Origin of the sequence: Variovorax boronicumulans, from assembly GCF_040544675.1 — a bacterium.
GTDB classification, from domain to species: Bacteria; Pseudomonadota; Gammaproteobacteria; order Burkholderiales; family Burkholderiaceae_C; genus Variovorax; species Variovorax boronicumulans_D.
Window position 1 is genome coordinate 1 of record NZ_JBEPKK010000017.1, and the last position, 16,616, is coordinate 16,616.

Annotated in this window: 16 protein-coding genes; 4 read left to right on the plus strand and 12 right to left on the minus strand. The window is 65.8% G+C overall.

All coding sequences use genetic code 11. The annotated features are described in order from the left end of the window. Positions 1 to 124: 124 nt before the first annotated feature. The 5 genes from ABIC90_RS23490 to hppD form a co-directional block, all read right to left on the minus strand. Positions 125 to 1,057: an MBL fold metallo-hydrolase gene (locus ABIC90_RS23490; protein ID WP_354358426.1), complete on the minus strand. Its 933-nt coding sequence runs from the start codon at positions 1,055 to 1,057 to the stop codon at positions 125 to 127. Then, positions 1,058 to 2,749, minus strand: a complete 1,692-nt coding sequence (locus tag ABIC90_RS23495; protein ID WP_354358428.1) for an AMP-binding protein — start codon at positions 2,747 to 2,749, stop codon at positions 1,058 to 1,060. 107 nt (positions 2,750 to 2,856) lie between these two features. Next, positions 2,857 to 3,732, minus strand: a complete 876-nt coding sequence (phhA, locus tag ABIC90_RS23500; protein WP_354358430.1) for a phenylalanine 4-monooxygenase — start codon at positions 3,730 to 3,732, stop codon at positions 2,857 to 2,859. Between the two features lie 20 nt (positions 3,733 to 3,752). Next, positions 3,753 to 4,556, minus strand: coding sequence for a transporter substrate-binding domain-containing protein (locus tag ABIC90_RS23505; protein ID WP_354358432.1), 804 nt, complete (start codon positions 4,554 to 4,556; stop codon positions 3,753 to 3,755). Positions 4,557 to 4,593: 37 nt separating this feature from the next. Beyond that, a complete protein-coding gene (gene hppD, locus ABIC90_RS23510) occupies positions 4,594 to 5,721 on the minus strand; it encodes a 4-hydroxyphenylpyruvate dioxygenase (RefSeq protein WP_354358434.1) in 1,128 nt (375 codons plus the stop codon). Between the two features lie 149 nt (positions 5,722 to 5,870). Between hppD and ABIC90_RS23515 the strand changes: the two genes are divergently transcribed. The 4 genes from ABIC90_RS23515 to lnt all read left to right on the plus strand — a co-directional run bounded on the left by ABIC90_RS23515 (position 5,871) and on the right by lnt (position 9,732). Then, the gene (locus ABIC90_RS23515) at positions 5,871 to 6,344 is read left to right on the plus strand and encodes an Lrp/AsnC family transcriptional regulator (protein ID WP_257864965.1); all 474 of its coding nucleotides are present in this window, start codon (positions 5,871 to 5,873) and stop codon (positions 6,342 to 6,344) included. A 109-nt stretch (positions 6,345 to 6,453) separates the two neighbouring features. Further along, positions 6,454 to 7,182: a GNAT family N-acetyltransferase gene (locus ABIC90_RS23520; RefSeq protein ID WP_354358436.1), complete on the plus strand. Its 729-nt coding sequence runs from the start codon at positions 6,454 to 6,456 to the stop codon at positions 7,180 to 7,182. A gap of 100 nt (positions 7,183 to 7,282) precedes the next feature. After that, positions 7,283 to 8,161, plus strand: a complete 879-nt coding sequence (locus tag ABIC90_RS23525; RefSeq protein WP_354358438.1) for an HlyC/CorC family transporter — start codon at positions 7,283 to 7,285, stop codon at positions 8,159 to 8,161. After that, on the plus strand, positions 8,161 to 9,732 hold the full coding sequence (gene lnt / locus ABIC90_RS23530; protein WP_354358440.1) for an apolipoprotein N-acyltransferase: 1,572 nt from the start codon (positions 8,161 to 8,163) through the stop codon (positions 9,730 to 9,732). Before ABIC90_RS23525 ends, lnt begins: the two co-directional genes overlap by 1 nt. 6 nt (positions 9,733 to 9,738) lie before the next feature. On the opposite strand, the gene ABIC90_RS23535 is transcribed toward lnt, so the two are convergent. From ABIC90_RS23535 to ABIC90_RS23565, 7 genes are all read right to left on the minus strand, one after another. Beyond that, the gene (locus tag ABIC90_RS23535; RefSeq protein ID WP_354358441.1) at positions 9,739 to 11,103 is read right to left on the minus strand and encodes an FAD-binding oxidoreductase; all 1,365 of its coding nucleotides are present in this window, start codon (positions 11,101 to 11,103) and stop codon (positions 9,739 to 9,741) included. 25 nt (positions 11,104 to 11,128) lie between these two features. Then, positions 11,129 to 11,935: an ABC transporter permease gene (locus ABIC90_RS23540; protein WP_354358442.1), complete on the minus strand. Its 807-nt coding sequence runs from the start codon at positions 11,933 to 11,935 to the stop codon at positions 11,129 to 11,131. After that, complete coding sequence (locus ABIC90_RS23545) at positions 11,932 to 12,762, minus strand: ABC transporter ATP-binding protein (RefSeq protein WP_354358443.1); 831 nt, start codon at positions 12,760 to 12,762, stop codon at positions 11,932 to 11,934. The genes ABIC90_RS23540 and ABIC90_RS23545 overlap by 4 nt, the downstream gene beginning before the upstream one ends. A gap of 13 nt (positions 12,763 to 12,775) precedes the next feature. Then, positions 12,776 to 13,762, minus strand: a complete 987-nt coding sequence (locus tag ABIC90_RS23550; protein ID WP_354358445.1) for an ABC transporter substrate-binding protein — start codon at positions 13,760 to 13,762, stop codon at positions 12,776 to 12,778. 64 nt (positions 13,763 to 13,826) lie between these two features. Next, positions 13,827 to 14,690 carry a creatininase family protein gene (locus tag ABIC90_RS23555; protein WP_198788969.1) on the minus strand — a complete coding sequence of 288 codons (864 nt, stop codon included), beginning with the start codon at positions 14,688 to 14,690 and terminating at the stop codon, positions 13,827 to 13,829. A gap of 20 nt (positions 14,691 to 14,710) precedes the next feature. Next, complete coding sequence (locus tag ABIC90_RS23560) at positions 14,711 to 15,982, minus strand: amidohydrolase family protein (RefSeq protein WP_354358447.1); 1,272 nt, start codon at positions 15,980 to 15,982, stop codon at positions 14,711 to 14,713. Then, positions 15,979 to 16,566, minus strand: a complete 588-nt coding sequence (locus tag ABIC90_RS23565; RefSeq protein WP_354358449.1) for an NAD(P)H-dependent oxidoreductase — start codon at positions 16,564 to 16,566, stop codon at positions 15,979 to 15,981. Before ABIC90_RS23565 ends, ABIC90_RS23560 begins: the two co-directional genes overlap by 4 nt. Positions 16,567 to 16,616: the final 50 nt, after the last annotated feature.

The following is a 16,616-nucleotide window of genomic DNA, read 5'->3' on the forward strand; positions in this document are numbered from 1 at the left end:
GGTTCCCGTGTGAAAGTAGGTCATCGTCAGGCTCTTACAGCCCAGAAAACCCCAGTCAACACTGACTGGGGTTTTTTGCTTTGCGTGGACGGTTTAATCTCGAAATCGAAAAACGAGATTGGATTCAAATGTTGCGTATGCTCAAAGAGTCCATCTCTGCAGCACCCGCAGCAATCAATTCGGCTTGAATATCTCCAGTCAATTGACCCAGCGCTTCTCCTGCAAAGAAACGCAGATGAATGGCATCCAGGTACGGCGTGCCTTGAAGCCAGGCAGACCAGTCCTCAAGGCTGATGGAGTGGACCTCCATCAGCTTGAACTTCATCAGTACCTTGATTGCATGCCGGGCATGCTTCACCGGATTGCGCTGCAGACCGTCGAGGCGACGACGCGCGGTGGCCAGTGCCTTGTCGACTTCGTTGAACACACGGCCATGCCCAGGAATAACCTGCAGCGGCGCCAACTCCGCGATGAGATCCAGCGTCGCGGCCATCTCTCCGAATGAGGGCTCGCCCGCCAGCTCGGGAAACGCGATGCCAAATCCGTTTTCCCAGAGTGCATCCGCTGAAATCAGCGTCCGTGAAGCGGGATCGAACAGGATGACCGAATGCGGATCGTGACCTGGCGCACTGTGCACTTCCCATGCGCTGTCACCGAGCATGCATTCCGTCCCCGGCTGCAGCAGCCCGGTGAAGGTAAACCGCGGGCAGATCTGCCCGGTTGCCAGAAAACTCAGTCGATGCTCATCCCACCGTTCCACCAATGCTGCTTCGCCGGGAGGTATTTCCGTCCGAACTGACGGATAGCGCCGTTGCAATGCAGCGTTCCCTCCGCAATGATCGCTGTGCAAATGCGTGTTCAGCACACGGTCGAGCGACCGCGAGCCCAGCACTGATTCCACCAACGCGAGCGTCTGATCGGCATGCGTGGCATAGCCGGTGTCGACCAAGGCAGTTTCGCGAGCGCCGACGAACAGGATGTTGTTCGATGACAGCCACCCGCGCTCGAACACGACGACATTCGCCGGCAAGCCGGCGCCCGCCGCAGCGTTGCTCATTCAGGCGCTCGCACTGGTGCGCAGTTCGCGGCGAAGGATCTTCCCGACATTGGTCTTCGGCAACGAATCGCGAAACTCGATGTGCTTCGGCCGCTTGTAGCCGGTGAGCTGCCCATTGCAGTACTGCAGCACCGCGTCTTCAGTGAGATTCGGATCCCTGCGGACCACGAAGACCTTGATCGCCTCGCCCTGTTTCTCGTCGGGCACGCCTACCGCCGCGCATTCGACAACACCGGGGCATAGCGAAATCACGTTCTCCAGTTCGTTCGGGAACACGTTGAAACCGCTCACCAGGATCATGTCCTTCTTGCGATCGACGATGCGGCTGTAGCCATCCTCCTGCATCACGGCGATATCGCCCGTCCGCATGAAGCCATCGGCGGTGAACGCCGCAGCGGTCTCCGCGGGTTGGTTGTAGTAGCCCGTCATCACGTTGGGGCCCTTGATGCACAACTCGCCGGATTCGCCAACGGGTACCGAATTGCCCTCATCGTCCTTGATCGCAATCTCTATGCTCGGCAACGGCAGCCCGATGGTGCCGGTGAACTTCGTGTTCGACACTGGATTGTTGGTGCCGATTGCACAGGTCTCGCTCATGCCCCAGCCCTCGATCATCGGGCAGCCGGTCGCCTCGAACCACTTGCGCGCCGTGCCTTCCGACGCGGCCATGCCCCCCGCCTGCGAGACGAACAGCGTCGAGAAGTCAATCGTCTTGAACTCCGGATGCATCAGCAGTGCGTTGAACAGCGTGTTCACCGCCGGCAGCATGTGGAATGGCCGCTTCTTCAGCACTGCGATGAACTTGTTGAAGTCGCGCGGGTTAGGGATCAGCGTCATGTGCGAACCCTGGCGGATCACCAGCAGGCACAGCGTCAGCGCGAAGATGTGATACAGCGGGAGCGCCGCGATGCTGTTGACCTTCGCGAGGTCGCCGGCACGGGCCAACGCCGGCGTGAACCAGGCCTCGGCCTGCAGCGTCGCCGCGGCGATGTTGCGATGGGTCAGCACGGCGCCCTTCGACAAGCCGGTCGTGCCGCCGGTGTACTGCAGGAAGGCAATCGAATCGAGCGTGCTCTGATCGGCCGCCAGTGTGCGTCCGCGTCCCTCGGAGATCGCCTGCGTGAACGGCGTCACCGTGCGGCCATCGCTCAGCGGCAGCTTGTACGGCGGCACCATCTTGGCCAGGTGGCGCACGGCAATAGTGATCCACGCGCCATAGAGTCCGCCGAGCAGATCGCCCATCGAGGTCATCACCACATGCTTGACCGGCGTGCGCTCGATCACCTGCTCGAGCGTGGATGCGAAGTTCTCGAGAATGACGATCGCCGTCGCGCCCGAATCCTTGAGCTGATGCTCCAGTTCGCGCGCGGTGTAGAGCGGGTTCACGTTCACGCAGGTGTAGCCGGCACGCAGCACGCCGCACATCGTGACGGCAAACTGCGGAATGTTGGGCAGCATGATCGCCACCCGCGCGCCGGGCTCGAGGCCCTTCGACTGCAGCCAGGCGCCCAGTGCCTTCGACAGCACATCGAGTTCGCCGTAAGTCATCCAGCGCTCCATGCAGACCGAGAACGGCCGGTCCTTGTAGCGGCCGAAGGCCTCCTCGAACATGTGGGGCAATGACCGGTATTGCTCGGGATCGATCTCCTGAGGTACCCCGGCCGGATAGTTTTGTCGCGCGGATGTCTGCATGCAAGCTCCTTTGGCGCGGATTGTGGGAGCCAGTGACTCCCAGCCGCCAGCGGGCTTGTCCTAGGGTGCCTGCATGCGCTGTCGCGCAGGCGATAGATGCGACGTGATCAGGCCTTGCCGGTCTCGCCCGGCAGCAGCACGCCGGCTTCGATGTCGGGCTCTACCTTCAGCGCGTCGTAGATCGGCGTGAAGTCGGGCGCCGTGAGGTCGAAGAGCTGCGCGAAGCTCTCGATCACGAAGTAGTTGGCCTGGTAGGTGTCGATCTTGTAGCGCGTGCGCATGGCGCGCAGCAAATCGAGCGGCAGCCGGCGCGGCTCGTCGCTGAGCACCGCGTGCTTGAGCTCTCCCACCGAACTCAGGATGCCGGCGCCGTAGGCGCGCAGGCCTTCGGGTTGGCGAATCAGGCCGAACTCCACCGTGTACCAGTACAGCCGCGAAAGCTTTTCGCCCGCGCCCAGTTCGTGCGCCTTGATGCCGCCGGCGCCATAGCGCTGCACATAGTCGGCGAAGGTCGGGTCGAACAGCATCGGCACGTGGCCGAAGAGGTCGTGGAACACATCGGGTTCGACGATGTAATTGAACTCATCGGGCTTGCGGATCCAGTCCGTCACCGGAAACTTGCGGTTGGCAAGCAGCGTGAAGAAGGGCAGCTCCGGAATCAGCCCGGGCACCGCCACGATTTCCCAGCCCGTGGCCTTGTGCAGCCGCTCGTTGATTTCCTCGAAGCGGGGAATGCGGTCCTTCACGCCCAGCGAAGGCAAGGCGTTGATGAACGCGTCGCAGGCCAGGCCCGGCAACTGCGCGGCCTGCCGCTCGTAGAGCCGCTTGTAGGTGTCGTGGTCGGCCACCGTGTAGCTGGCCCAGTCCTGCGGGCAGGTGTAGTCGGCATGCACCGTGCCGCCGCGCGAATAGTCGCCGCGAGGAGGGCGGTCCGAGGCGCCGTAGACGGCGGGAGTGACAACAGCGGCGGCGGGGGTGTCCATGGGGAGTTGTGTTTCTCTGTTTATTTGAGCCAGCGGTCCATCGTGCGCTGGAAGTCGCCGCCGGCTTGCTGCAGATGCAGCCACTGGTCGACGTACGACTTGAAGGCCACATCGTCGCGCGGCAGCATCCAGGCCATTTCGCCGTACTGCAGCGGCTTGTCTGGGTTCACCGCGCACAGGCCCGGCTTGAGCCTTTGCTGCGTGATGGCTTCGGCCGCTTCGGTCACGAACACGTCGGCGCGGTTGGCGAGGATCTCGTCGAAGATCGTCACGTTCTCGCCGTGCAGCGTGAGCTTGGCCTGCTTGAAGTTGGTGCGTGCAAAGCGTTCGTTGCTGCCGCCCGGATTGAAGATCACGCGGGTGCTCGGCTGGTCGATGGCCGCCACGCTCTGGTACTTGGCCACGTCGGCGCAGCGCGCGATCGGCGTCTTGCCGTTGACCATGTAGGGCATGCTGAAGAAGGCGCGCTTCTGCCGCTCGGTGGTGACCGAGACGCCGCCCACCGCGATGTCGCACTTGCCGGCGGCCAGGTCGGGCAGCAGGTTGGCCCAGGTGGTCTTCACCCACTGCGGTTTCGCGCCGAGGCTCGCGCTGAAGCCCGTCATCAGGTCGACGTCGATGCCTTCGAACGAGGCATCGGTCTTCTGGAAGCTGAAGGGCTTGTAGTCGCCCGGGGTGCAGATGCGCAGCACCGCGGCCTTCTGTACCGCGTCAAGGTGCGAGGCGGCCACCGGCGTTGCCGCCGGCGCCATCGCGCAACCCGAGAGAACGGCGGCAGCCGCCGCGATGAAAGTCAAACCGATCGAAGACGTGCTGCTGCGCATGCGGACTCCTGGGCCATGAGGCGGGTTGAAAGGAGCCTTATTTTGCGGCGCTCAGCACGCCACGGCGCATCTGGTCGAGCTCGATGCTCTCGAACAGCGCCTTGAAGTTGCCGTTGCCGAAGCCGTCGTCGCCCTTGCGCTGGATGAACTCGAAGAAGATCGGGCCCAGCTGGTTCTCGCTGAAGATCTGCAGCAGCAGCGCGTCCTTCTTGCCGTCGATCAGGATCTTGCGCTTCTTCAGTTCGGCCACGCTTTCGCCGTGCTCCGGAATGCGCTTGTCGACCAGTTCGTAGTAGGTGTCGATGGTGTCCAGCAGCACGACGCCCTTGGCGCGCATCGCATCGACGGTGGCATACAGGTCGTCCGAGCCCATCGCGATGTGCTGGATGCCTTCGCCCTTGTACATGTCCAGGTACTCCTGGATCTGGCCGGCCTGTTCCTTGCCCTCTTCGTTGATCGGGATGCGGATCTTGCCGCAGGGGCTAGTCATGGCCTTGCTCTTCACTCCGGTCACCTGGCCTTCGATGTCGAAGTACTTGATCTCGCGGAAGTTGAAGAGCTTCTCGTAGAAGCCGGCCCACACGTTCATGCGGCCGCGGTACACGTTGTGCGTGAGGTGGTCGACGTAGGTGAGGCCATTGCCCACCGGCGACAGCGCCTGCTGCGGCGAGACGCCCGGCAGCGCCTCGAAGTCGACGTCGTAGAAACCGATGTTGCCGATGTCGCCCGGCTGCGCGCCGTTCTTGCCGGGCCAGCGGTCCACCAAGTAGATCAGGCTGTCGCCCACGCCCTTGATGGCGGGGATGTTCAGCTCGCCAGGACCGGCCTTGTCGGCAAAGCCCCAGGCGCCCAGCGCGGTCGCGCGCTCGTAGGCCTGCTTGGCGTCCTGCACGCGGAAGGCGATGGCGCAGACGCTGGGGCCGTGCTCGCGCGCGAAGCGCTGGGCAAAGGAATCGGGCTCGGCGTTCAGGATGAAGTTGATCGTGCCCTGGCGGTACAGCAGCACGTTCTTGTGGCGGTGCTTGGCCACGGGCACGAAGCCCATGCGCTCGAACACCTTGCCCATGGCGACCGGATCCGGCGCCGCGTATTCGATGAATTCGAAGCCGTCGGTGCCCATCGGGTTGTCCCAAGGGGTGAAGGCGGGTGCGTCGGCTTGGCTCATGAGCGGTCTCCAGAAGGTGGGGGAAACGAATAGATAAGAGATAGGCGAAAACCGCCAGCCCTGCAATGTAGGCCGGATGCCGCTCAAGTTTTCAGCGTTGTCGGGCGCCACAGATGGCAATGACGCAGTAAAACTGCAAAAATCGCGTCATGGAAGCACTGGACAAGATTGATAGGCTCATTCTGCGCACGCTGCAAGCAGACGGCCGCGCCACCTACGACCAACTGGCCGAGCAGGTCAGCCTGTCGCCGAGCGCCGTGCTGCGGCGGGTCAAGCGCCTGGAGGAAAACGGCGTCATCGACCGCTACGTCGCCCTGGTACGGCCGGAGGTCATCGGCCTGGGCCTGACCGCCTACCTCAACGTGCGGCTCGAAAAGCACACCGAAAGCCACAAGCGCAATCCGATGGACCTCTTCCGCGCCAGCGTGCAGACCTGGCCCGAGGTGGTCGAATGCGCGGCCCTGACAGGCGACATGGACTACCTGCTGCGCGTCGTGGTGGCCGACATGGCGCACTACAGCCGCTTCATCATGGACACCCTGCTCAAGCACCCCAGCGTGGAAGACTGCAAGACCAGCTTTGTGCTGGACCGTGTCAAGGCCACAACAGCTGTGCCGGTTTAGCCGCACAGCGGTTGCTCGAGCGCCACGCAATCTGGTAGCAGGTCACGAATGTGTCCTGGAAGTGCCCCTGCGGCCTTGTCGATTAAGGGAAAACCCTTACATTCGAGCCATGCTTACCGCCAAGACCCTCCTCAAGGCGTCTCTAGGCCTCGGCTCTTTCCTGAAAGCGCCGATGGTTGAGACCCAGCCACGCGCTGTTTCCGCGCCCCAGCCTGTCATGGTGCCGATCCGCTCGATCGGCCCGCGCGAGCGGGAGCGCATTGCCCAGCACCTGCTGGCGCTGACCCCTCACGACCGCTACTTGCGTTTCGGCTATGCCGCCGCCGACGAACAGGTTCAACGCTATGTCGACGGCCTCGATTTCGAGCGCGACGAAATCTTCGGCATCTACAACCGCCGCCTCGAGCTGATCGCCATGTCGCACCTGGCCTTTGCGCCCGGCGACCAGCACAGCGACTGCGCCGAGTTCGGCGTTTCGGTGGCTGCGCACGCCCGCGGCCGCGGCTACGGCGCCCGCCTGTTCGAGCGCGCGGTGGTGGTGGCCCGCAACGAAGGCGTGGGCATGCTCTTCATCCATGCGCTGAGCGAAAACGCCGCCATGCTCAAGATCGCCCGCAACGCCGGCGCGACCGTGGTGCGCAGCGGCGCGGAAGCCGAAGCCCATCTGCTGCTGCCCATTGCCACCTTCGACAGCCGCATGAGCCAGATATCGCTGGAGCACTACGCTGCGGTGGACTTTGCTCTCAAGAGCCGCGCCAAGCAGTTCTGGGCCTTCCTGGCCAGCCTGCAGGAAGTGCGCAGCGGCATCAGAGACGCTCGGAGCAAATCCGCCCCTTGAGGTTCTCCGAAGGCGCCTAAAGGGCCTATGACGCCCGAGCGGTGGTGCGTGTCACACGCAATCCGTTATCCTTGCCCCTCCCCAACTACGCCCTCCCGCAGTGGCCGAACCTCACCCTGAACGCGCACCCGTAGAACGGGAAGACAAGCGCGGCTTCCTCCAGAAGCTTGCCGAATTCATCCACCCCGGACCAGACTCGCGCGACGAGCTGATCGAAACCTTGGCCGACGCCGAGGACAACGAGGTGATCGGCGCCGAGTCGCGCGTGATGCTCGAAGGCGTGCTGCGCATGGCCGACATGACCGCCGGCGACGTGATGGTCGCGGCACCGCGCATGGACGTCATCAACATCGACGCGCCATTCGATGCACTCCTGCACCTCATCATCGACACCGCGCACTCGCGCTTTCCGGTGTACGAGGGGGAAAAAGAAAACATCATCGGCATCCTGCTCGCGAAGGACCTGCTCAAGCTGCAGCGCGCGCCGGGCCTGAACATTCGCGCGTTGCTGCGGCCGGCCGTGTTCGTGCCCGAGAGCAAGGGCCTGAACGACCTCTTGCGCGAGTTCCGCGGCAACCGCAATCACCTGGCCATCGTCATCGACGAGTTCGGCCGGGTGGCCGGCCTCATCACCATCGAGGACGTGCTCGAGCAGATCGTCGGCGAAATCGAGGACGAGTTCGACATCGCCGAAGATGAGGGCGACATCTTCGGCCTGGCCGACCACACCTACCGCGTCTCGGGCGACACCCCCATCGAGCGCGTGGCCGAGGCCTTCGGCATCGTGTTCGACGAAGAGCAACTGAGCGAAGACTTCGACACCATCGGCGGCCTGATCGCGCACGAGATGGGCCATGTGCCCAAGCGCGGCGAGCACCATGCGATGGGCGGCTTCGACTTCGTGGTGCTGCACACCAAGGGCGGCGCGGTGCGCTGGTTCAAGGTGTCGCCGGCCCGCGGCAGCGACGCGGCCGATTGATGCCGCTGCCCCCAGCAGCGAAGGCGCGCGTACTGCCCGCTACTCCCGGCGTTGCCCGGTTCCGCCTGCTCGGCTTCGGGCTTGCCGGACTGGCGCAGGCACTGTCCATCGCATGGCCCGCCGACGGCCGGCCGCTGTGGTGGCTTCAACTCCTCTCGATGGGCGCGCTGGTCTGGCTGCTCGACAGCCTCCGCGCCGAGGGCGCCGGCTGGCGCCGCGCCGGCCTGCACGCCTGGCTCTTCTCGACCGCCTGGCTCACCGGCAGCTTCTGGTGGCTCTTCATCTCGATGCACACCTACGGCGGCCTTCCCGCGCCGCTGGCTGCCATTGCCGTGCTGGCACTGGCGGCCGCGCTGGGGCTTTACTACGCCGCAGCCGCCGCCTGGTTCGTGGTGCGCGGACCGAAGGGGCGCATTGCCGGGGCGCTGGTCTTCGCCGCGCTCTGGACACTCGCCGAACTCGTGCGCGGCAGCTGGTTCACCGGCTTCCCCTGGGGCGCCGGCGGCTATGCGCACATCGAAGGCCCGTTGGCCGCGTGGGCGCCGTGGATCGGCGTCTACGGCATTGGCGCCATCGCCGCGCTCGTGATGGCGCTCCTGGTGCTGGGGCCGCTGGCTCGCAAGGCCGAGGTCGCGGCGGGACTTGTGCTGATAGCCATCCTGTTCGGCTTCCCGCACCTCGCACCGTCGCTGCGCGGCGCCAGCACCGGCAGCCTCCAGGTGGCGCTGCTGCAGGGCAACATCCCGCAAGACGAGAAGTTCATTCCCGGCGGCGGCATCGAAACCGCCCTGCGCTGGTACGGCGAGCAGCTGCGGGATGCCAAGGCCTCGCTCGTCGTCACACCCGAAACCGCCGTGCCCCTGCTGCCCCAGCAGCTGCCGCCCGGTTATCTTGAAGCGATCCAGGCACGCTACAGCAGCGGCACGCAGGCGGCCATCGTCGGCCTGCCCCTGGGCGGCCGCGGCGGCTACAGCAATGCGGTGCTCGGCTTCCAGCCTGGTGCAGCGCAGCCGTACAAATACAGCAAGCACCATCTGGTGCCTTTCGGCGAATTCATCCCGCCGGGCTTTCGCTGGTTCATCCAGATGATGAACATTCCGCTCGGCGACTTCCAGCGCGGCGGCCTCGCGCAAGCGCCCTTTGTCTGGCAGGGCCAGCGCATCGCGCCCAACATCTGCTACGAAGATTTGTTCGGCGACGAGATCGGCGCGAACTTCCGCGACGAGGCGACGGCCCCCACCATCCTGCTGAATGTGAGCAACATCGCCTGGTTCGGCGACTCGGTGGCCATCGACGAGCACCTGTCCATCTCGCGCATGCGCTCGCTCGAATTCGCCCGGCCGATGGTGCGCGCCACCAACACCGGCGCGACCGTCGTCATCGATGCCTATGGCCGCGTGACGCACCAGCTGCCACGCCTCACGCGCGGCGTGCTCGAAGCCACGGTCGAAGGCCGCAGCGGCCTCACGCCCTACGCGCGCTGGGTGGCGCCGTTCGGCCTGTGGCCGTTGTGGATCGCGATGCTCGCCATCGTGGCCATCGCTTTCGCGCTGGGTCGACGCCGACGCTGAGCGCCCTCAGGCCGCTGGCTGCACCGGCCAGTCGCGCAGCTTGCCCGGGTTCAGCAAACCCATCGGATCGAAGCGCTTCTTCATCGCGATGACCTCCGGCGGCAGCGCTCCGCCGGCCTTGCCGTCTTCCACGATGTTCACATGCGGGTTGTTGATGTGCACGTCGTGCGCACGGTGGATGTCGATGATTTCCGCAAGCCGTTCTTCGGTGCTGAAGCGCACCAGCTGCAGCCCGCTGCAGGTCATGAGCCCGGCCACGTTGCGGATGAATTCGATGTGCATCATCACCTCGCCGCCCAAGAGCTTTTCCATCTCGATGATCTGCGCGACGTGCCTGCCGGGAATGAAGCCGCTCTGCAGGTAGGTGAGCGTGGGGTTCACCTTCAGCGCATGCAGCGTCGTGTGGTTCCAGGTGAACTCCATCAGCGTGCGGTTGCTCTTCTGCACCTCGGCCGCCGTCTTGCGGTAGCCGACGGTGCCGCCGTGCGCTTCGACCAGCTGCAGCAATGCAGGCTCGCACGATTCCGCCACCAGCGACAGCACCGTGTGGCAGCCCTTGGGCAAGTGCGCCGCGAGCTGCGCGAGGTGATCGGAGATCGGCGCCGCAAAGAACGCAATCTCGCGCTTCACGATGCCCGGCCCGTTCGCGAGCTTGTCAGCAAAGTGCAGCGCGTTCTCGAAGTCGTCGAAAGTCACCAGCGTTTCCAGCCATGGGTGCGCGGGCGCCAGCGCAATCTCCAGCTCCAGCACCAGCCCGTTGGTGCCCCACAGATGGTGCATGCGCATCGCCTCGGCGCCGCGCAGCTCGACCACCTGCGGCTCGGCCTCGATGGTCATCGCGCGGATGCCCAGCACATTGCCGGGCGCACCCAGCGGCCCGTAGTTGATGGAGCCTACGCCGCCAAAGCCGCCGCCGAAAAGCCCCCCCAGCGTCGCGCTGCGGTAGGTGGAAGGCACGCAGCGCATCTCCTGACCCGAAGGCTTGGTCTGCTTCTCCAGTTCGCCGAGCCGGATGCCCGCCTGCGCGCGCGCCACGCCGGGCTGCACCCAGAGGCACGCGTTGTAGCCCGTCATGTCGAGCACCACACCGCCCGCGAGCGGCGTGGTCTGGCCGTAGTTGCCGGTGCCGCTGCCGCGAATGACGATCGGCACGCCGCGGCGCGCGCACGCACCCACCACGGCGCGGATCTCGTCCTCGGTGCGCGGGCGCACCACCACATCGGCACGCTTGTCTTTCAGCTGGCGGTTCAGCACGGGGCTGAACCACGAAAAATCCTGCGAGAGGCGCGTGACGCGGCCTTCGTCGGTGATCCAGTCGAGGTCGGGCAGTTCGAGCAGCAACTGCTCGATGGCGGAAACGGGAGCGTTCATGGTCGTCGTCGGTGTGAGGTCGGTGTCAGTCTTGAGAAAGTTCGCTCGCATGCCACGAGCCCAGCGCCACCTTGGTGAGCCAGGCCATCAGCACGAAGAGCGCCACGCCGGTCAGTGAAATCAGCAGCAGCGCCGCAAACATGCGCGGAATGTTCAGCTGGAAGCCCGCCTGCAGGATCTGGTACGCCAGCCCCGCGCCAGAGCCGCCGGTGCCAGCCACAAACTCGGCGACCACAGCGCCGATCAGCGCGAGCCCGCTGGAGATGCGGAGGCCTCCGAAGAAGTACGGCAGCGCACTCGGAATGCGCAGCCGCACCAGCTGCTGCCAGCGCGTCGCGCGGTTCAGCTTGAAGTAGCTCTGCAGGTCGGGGTCAATGCTGCGCAGGCCCAGCGTGGTGTTGCTGATGATCGGGAACAGCGCCACCAGCGCCGCGCACACCGTCATCGCGGCCACCGGGTTCTTCACCCAGATGATGATCAGCGGCGCCACCGCCACGATGGGCGTCACCTGCAGCAGCACCGCATACGGAAAGAGGGCAGTCTCGATGCGCTTGCTCTGCACGAACAGGAACGAGATCAACACGCCCGCCACCGTCGCCAGCACGAACGACAGCACCGTGATCTTGAGCGTGACCAGCAGCGCATTGCCCAGCGGCACCCAGTCGGTCACCAGCGTCTGCATCATGAGATACGGCGAGGGCACGAGGTAGGGCGGCAGCTCCATCGCCACCACCATCCATTGCCAGAGCGCGACCAGCACCACGCCGATCAGCACCGGGTACAGCACGCGCTGCACGCGCGGCTGGTTCAGGAGGGGCGTGCGCGGCTTCATTGCGCATGCTCCTCGTCGCCCTGGCTCGCGCGCAGCAGGCTGTCCTGCAGGCGCTTGGCGTACTTCGCGAACTCGGGCGTCACCATGAAGTCGGCATGGCGCGGATACGGCTCGTCGATCTGGAACTGCTCCACCACGCGCCCCGGGCGCGCGGCCATCATCACCACGCGGCTCGACAGGAACACCGCTTCATGGATCGAGTGCGTCACGAAGATCACCGTGAGCTTCTTCTTGCGCCAGAGCTCCAGCAGGTCGGCGTCGAGCTTGTGGCGCGTGATCTCGTCGAGCGCGCCGAAGGGTTCGTCCATCAAGAGCAGGTCGGGCTGTGTGACCAATCCGCGCGCGATCGACACGCGCATCTGCATGCCGCCCGAGAGCGCACGCGGCAGCGCGCCCGCGAACTTCTCCAGCCCCACGAGCGCGAGCGATTCCGTCACCCGCGCATCCGCTTCCTTGCGCGGCACGCCGGCCAGGTCCAGCGGCAACCGCACATTGGTCTGCACGCTGGCCCACGGCATCAGCGTGGGCGACTGGAACACGAAGGACATGCGCCGCGCGCTGTCGTGCAACTGGCTCACCGGCTTGCGCCACACCAGGAGGCGCCCGTCGCTGGGCTCCAGCATGCCCGCCACCATCTTCAGCAGCGTGCTCTTGCCGCAGCCCGAGGGCCCCAGCAGCGTGACGAACTCGCCCTCTGCGATCGACAGGTCCACCGGCAGCAGCGCCTGCGTGCCGTTGGGGTAGGTCTTCTCGGCCGAGAGCACTTCCACCGCGGGCACGGCGGGTGCTGTCGGTGGGGCGAGGGTGTGGGGCTCGATGCGGTTCATGGGGCGCGGAAGTTCAGGGCAAGACCTTGGCGTCTTTGACGAACTCGGTGGTGTAGGTCTTCGCCAGCTCCACCTTCGCGGGGTCCAGCAGCTTCGCCGTCACGAGAAAGTCGTAGCTCGCCTTGGCGCGCGCATCCGTCATCACGCCGATGCCCAGCTTGGCCGCGTCGCCGCCGGTGACCATGCCCATTTCCTTGAGCTTGGCCACGCTGTAGGCCAGCTGGTCGTCGGTCATGTTGGGGTTGTCCTTCTTGATCAGCGCGTTGGCGGGCGCCGGGTCGGCGAGGTAGCTCTTCCAGCCCTCGGCCGACGCCTTCACGAAGGCGGCGACCTGCTTGCTGCGGTCCTTCACCGTCTTCTCCATGCACGACACCGTGGTCGCGTACGCCGGGAAGCCGTGGTCGCTGAACATCAGCACCGTAGTCTTCACGCCGGCCTTTTGAATCGCGTAGGGCTCGGAGGTCAGGTAGCCCTGCTGCGCGGTGTTCTTGTCCGCCACGAAGGGCTGGATGTTGAAGGTGTAGGGCCGCGTCTGTTCGTCGGTGAGGCCGAACCTGGCCTTCAGCCACGGCCAGTAGCCGCGGTTGGCCTGCGCGCCGATCAAGAGCGTCTTGCCCTTGAGATCTTCGAACTTCTTCACGTCGTCGTGCGCGATCAGCACCTGCGGGTCCTTCTGGAAGAAGGCCGCCACGTTGACCACCGGCACGCCGCCTTCGCGCACCTGCATCATCTGGATGTCGCTGGAGCCCATGATGCAGTCGGCCTGGCCGGCCGCCATCATCTGCGTGATGTTGACCTGCGGGCCGCCCATCTTGATGGTCACGTCCAGCCCGTACTTCTTGTAGATGCCCTGCGCCACCGCCTGGTAGAAGCCGCCGTGCTCGGCCTGCGCGTACCAGTTGGTCATGTAGGTGAACTTGTCCTGGGCCTGTGCGGGTACGGCGGCCGTGAGCAGCGACAGCGCGGCGGCGCCGGCCAGGGAAAGAGCGAAGGAACGCATGGTGGAAACCTCCAGAAGGCGGGGTGGATGAAGGGGAAAAAGGGTGCGATGCAAGGACTGCGCCTCAGGCCGGCGCGAACGACTGCTGGATGAAGCCCTGCTGATGGCCGCGCTCCCACGTGGGCTCCTCGCGCACCACCCAGCGCAGCGCATGCAGCTCGGTCAGCGCCTGCACCCAGCTGTCCGAGAGCGTCTCCAGGATCTCGATGCCCTGCTCGCGCGTGGCGCTGGTCGGGTCGCCGATCACGCCGCTGGGGCCGAAGTCGCGCGCGGTCCATGCGCAGGCCGGGCGTCCGTCGGCCGACAGCAGCTTGATCGGGAAGGGCGGCGGAAAGTTGGCGGCCGCGCGCTCCATGTGCACCGTGTCAGGCGCGAGCGCGAGCATCAGCGCGGTCTCGGAATGGCCGGCGTGCATCGACAGGCGCTTTTCCTGTTCGCTGATCTGCTTGCTCGACGCATTCGGCAGGCGCGACACGCCGTGCGGCACCACCACGTAGTCGCCATGCCGCAGCCGCAGCTCGCGCGCCGCCATCTCCAGCACCTGCGGCTGGCCGCCGTGGCCATTGGCGAACAGCAGCTTGCGAAAGCCCGCGCGGTAGACCGATTCGCCGATCTCGGTCACGGTCGAGAGCAGCGTGGTGCCGGTCAGCGTCATCGTGCCCGGGAAGTGCAGGTGCTCTTCCGACTTGCCGTAGGTGATGGTCGGCAGCGCGAAGGCGCGCACCTCGGCGGGGAGTTTTTCGAGCGCCCGGCCCATCACGCCCGAGGCGATCACGCTGTCGACCGAGCACGGCAGGTGCGGGCCGTGCTGCTCGATGGCGCCGCAGGGCAGCACGATGACCGTGTTCTCGCGGTCGGGCAGCGCGGCGATTTCGGTCCAGCTCAGGTAGGGCAGGAAGCGGTGGGGCGGGATGTAGCCGTGGAGCATGGGAAGTCCTTGCTTGTTCTTTACTTGGGAGAGAAGCGCGTGGCATCGCCGTGCGTCACGCGGCCCTCGCGCAGCACCACGCGGGTGGCGGTGCGCGAAGGCCAGCCGTGGCGGTCGGCCTGCGTGAACAGCACCAGGTCGGCCTTGGCGCCGACCAGCGTGGGCGCCGTCGTGGGGGGCGTGCGTTGCAGCCAGTCGCTGCGGCACAGCGCCTGCGACCAGTTGTCGAAGGGTTCGTCCAGCTGCGCGACCAGCGCGGCCGTGCCCATCGCCTCGACGGGGTCGAAGCTGCCGAGGCGGCAGAACGGGTCTTGCACGTTGTCGCTCGCGAACAGCAGCGGAATGCCGCGCTCGCGTATTTCCTTCACGAGCGTGATGCCGCGCAGCCGCGGCGTGCGGCCGGTGACGGCGTCCTGCAGCAGCAGGTTGGTGGCGGGCAGCGAGACGACGGTGATCGGCGCGCGCGCCACCGCATCGAGCGTGGCGAAGGCCTGTGCCTCGGGCTGCGACGCGAGCGCGCAGATGTGGCCGCAGACCACGCGGCCTTCGAAGCCGATCTCGCGCAGGATGCGCGCGGTGGTCTCAAGGCCCACCGCCGAGGCGTTGAGTTCTTCGTCGACGTGCAGGTCGATGTCGAGCTCGCAGGCCTGCGCTGCATTGAGCAGGTTGCGCAGCGCGTTCTCGCTCCAGTTGGTCGAATGCACGAAGCCGCCGAGCAGCGCATGCGGGCCGGTGGCCTTGACTTGTTTGGCCAGGCGCAGCGCCTGCGCCGCGTCTTCGAACAGCGGCAGCTTGATCAGGCTCACCTGCTCCAGCCGCACCTTGCCGGCCCATTCCTCCGCGAGTTCGGCCATCACAGGCCATGCGAGCGGCACCGCGTCGGGCTCCCACCAGTCGACGTGCGTGCGCACATGCGTGGTGCCGCATTCCCAGGCCCACTGCAGGCCGCGCGCGGCACGCTCGCGCACGTCGGCGGGGCTCCAGTGCACGCGGTCGGCGAGCATCGCATCGATGGCGCCGAGCAGGCCCGGCCGCACCTCTTTCATGCGCGGGAGCGTGAAGGCCTTGTCCAGGTGCGTGTGGGCGTCGACGAAGCCCGGGAGCACGAGGGTGCCGGCGAGGTCCCAGCTTTCGGGCGCGGACTCGGCCTTGTCGGCCGGCTGTACAGATTGAACACGGCCCGCTTCGAGCGCGATTCGCGCCAGCACCGGCACGCCATCGCGCTGCGGCCAGTTGGAGGGCAACAGCCAGCGCGGCAGGCGCGCGTTGTCGAGCAACACGGGCGCGTTCATGCGAAGCGCGCCATGGCTTGCCCCACCCGCGCCATGAAGCGCTTGAGCTGGGGCTCGGTCGCCACGTTCATGTGGTAGTGGGCGTGGTAGTCCACCTTCGCCTTCTGGCCGGTGAGCCGCTTCATGTAGCGCGTGACGATCTTTCGCGGCGGGTCGCCCATGTACATCGCCACCCAGCGCGGACGGCCGTAGGTGACCACGGCGCTGATGCGCTTGATGTGCGTGAGCATCGGCTTCACGTTGGCCGGGTCGCTGATGTCGAAGGCCACGCCCGGCATGAAGAGCCGGTCGAAGTAGCCCTTGAGCATCGCCGGCAGGCCGAAGCACCAGGTCGGAAAGCAGAAGACGATGGCCTCGGCCCACTGCAGCCGCTCCACATAAGGCTGCAGCGGCAGCTGGTTGGCCGGCACGTCGTGGTAGCCCAGCCGCTCCTCGCGCGACAGCACCGGGTTGAAGCCCTCGGCGTACAGGTCGCAGTCGTCCACCTCGTGCCCGGCGGCGCGCAGGTTCTTCAGCACCTCCTGGTGCAGGGCGGCATGGAAGCTGGTTTCGACCGGGTGGCAGTAGACGACGAGCACGCGCATGGTGTGTTTGACCGCTTAATCAGAGCAAGTGGTCAGGTTATGCAAGCGAC

Coding starts and splice junctions, on each gene's coding strand:
- ABIC90_RS23515 (WP_257864965.1), top strand. CDS start 5,871: ATGGAAGCACTGGACAAGATTGATAGGCTCATTCTGCGCACGCTGCAA.
- ABIC90_RS23545 (WP_354358443.1), bottom strand. CDS start 12,762: ATGAACCGCATCGAGCCCCACACCCTCGCCCCACCGACAGCACCCGCC.
- ABIC90_RS23520 (WP_354358436.1), top strand. CDS start 6,454: ATGCTTACCGCCAAGACCCTCCTCAAGGCGTCTCTAGGCCTCGGCTCT.
- ABIC90_RS23490 (WP_354358426.1), bottom strand. CDS start 1,057: ATGAGCAACGCTGCGGCGGGCGCCGGCTTGCCGGCGAATGTCGTCGTG.
- ABIC90_RS23540 (WP_354358442.1), bottom strand. CDS start 11,935: ATGAAGCCGCGCACGCCCCTCCTGAACCAGCCGCGCGTGCAGCGCGTG.
- hppD (WP_354358434.1), bottom strand. CDS start 5,721: ATGAGCCAAGCCGACGCACCCGCCTTCACCCCTTGGGACAACCCGATG.
- ABIC90_RS23565 (WP_354358449.1), bottom strand. CDS start 16,566: ATGCGCGTGCTCGTCGTCTACTGCCACCCGGTCGAAACCAGCTTCCAT.
- ABIC90_RS23495 (WP_354358428.1), bottom strand. CDS start 2,749: ATGCAGACATCCGCGCGACAAAACTATCCGGCCGGGGTACCTCAGGAG.
- ABIC90_RS23535 (WP_354358441.1), bottom strand. CDS start 11,103: ATGAACGCTCCCGTTTCCGCCATCGAGCAGTTGCTGCTCGAACTGCCC.
- ABIC90_RS23555 (WP_198788969.1), bottom strand. CDS start 14,690: ATGCTCCACGGCTACATCCCGCCCCACCGCTTCCTGCCCTACCTGAGC.
- ABIC90_RS23560 (WP_354358447.1), bottom strand. CDS start 15,982: ATGAACGCGCCCGTGTTGCTCGACAACGCGCGCCTGCCGCGCTGGCTG.
- phhA (WP_354358430.1), bottom strand. CDS start 3,732: ATGGACACCCCCGCCGCCGCTGTTGTCACTCCCGCCGTCTACGGCGCC.
- ABIC90_RS23505 (WP_354358432.1), bottom strand. CDS start 4,556: ATGCGCAGCAGCACGTCTTCGATCGGTTTGACTTTCATCGCGGCGGCT.
- lnt (WP_354358440.1), top strand. CDS start 8,161: ATGCCGCTGCCCCCAGCAGCGAAGGCGCGCGTACTGCCCGCTACTCCC.
- ABIC90_RS23550 (WP_354358445.1), bottom strand. CDS start 13,762: ATGCGTTCCTTCGCTCTTTCCCTGGCCGGCGCCGCCGCGCTGTCGCTG.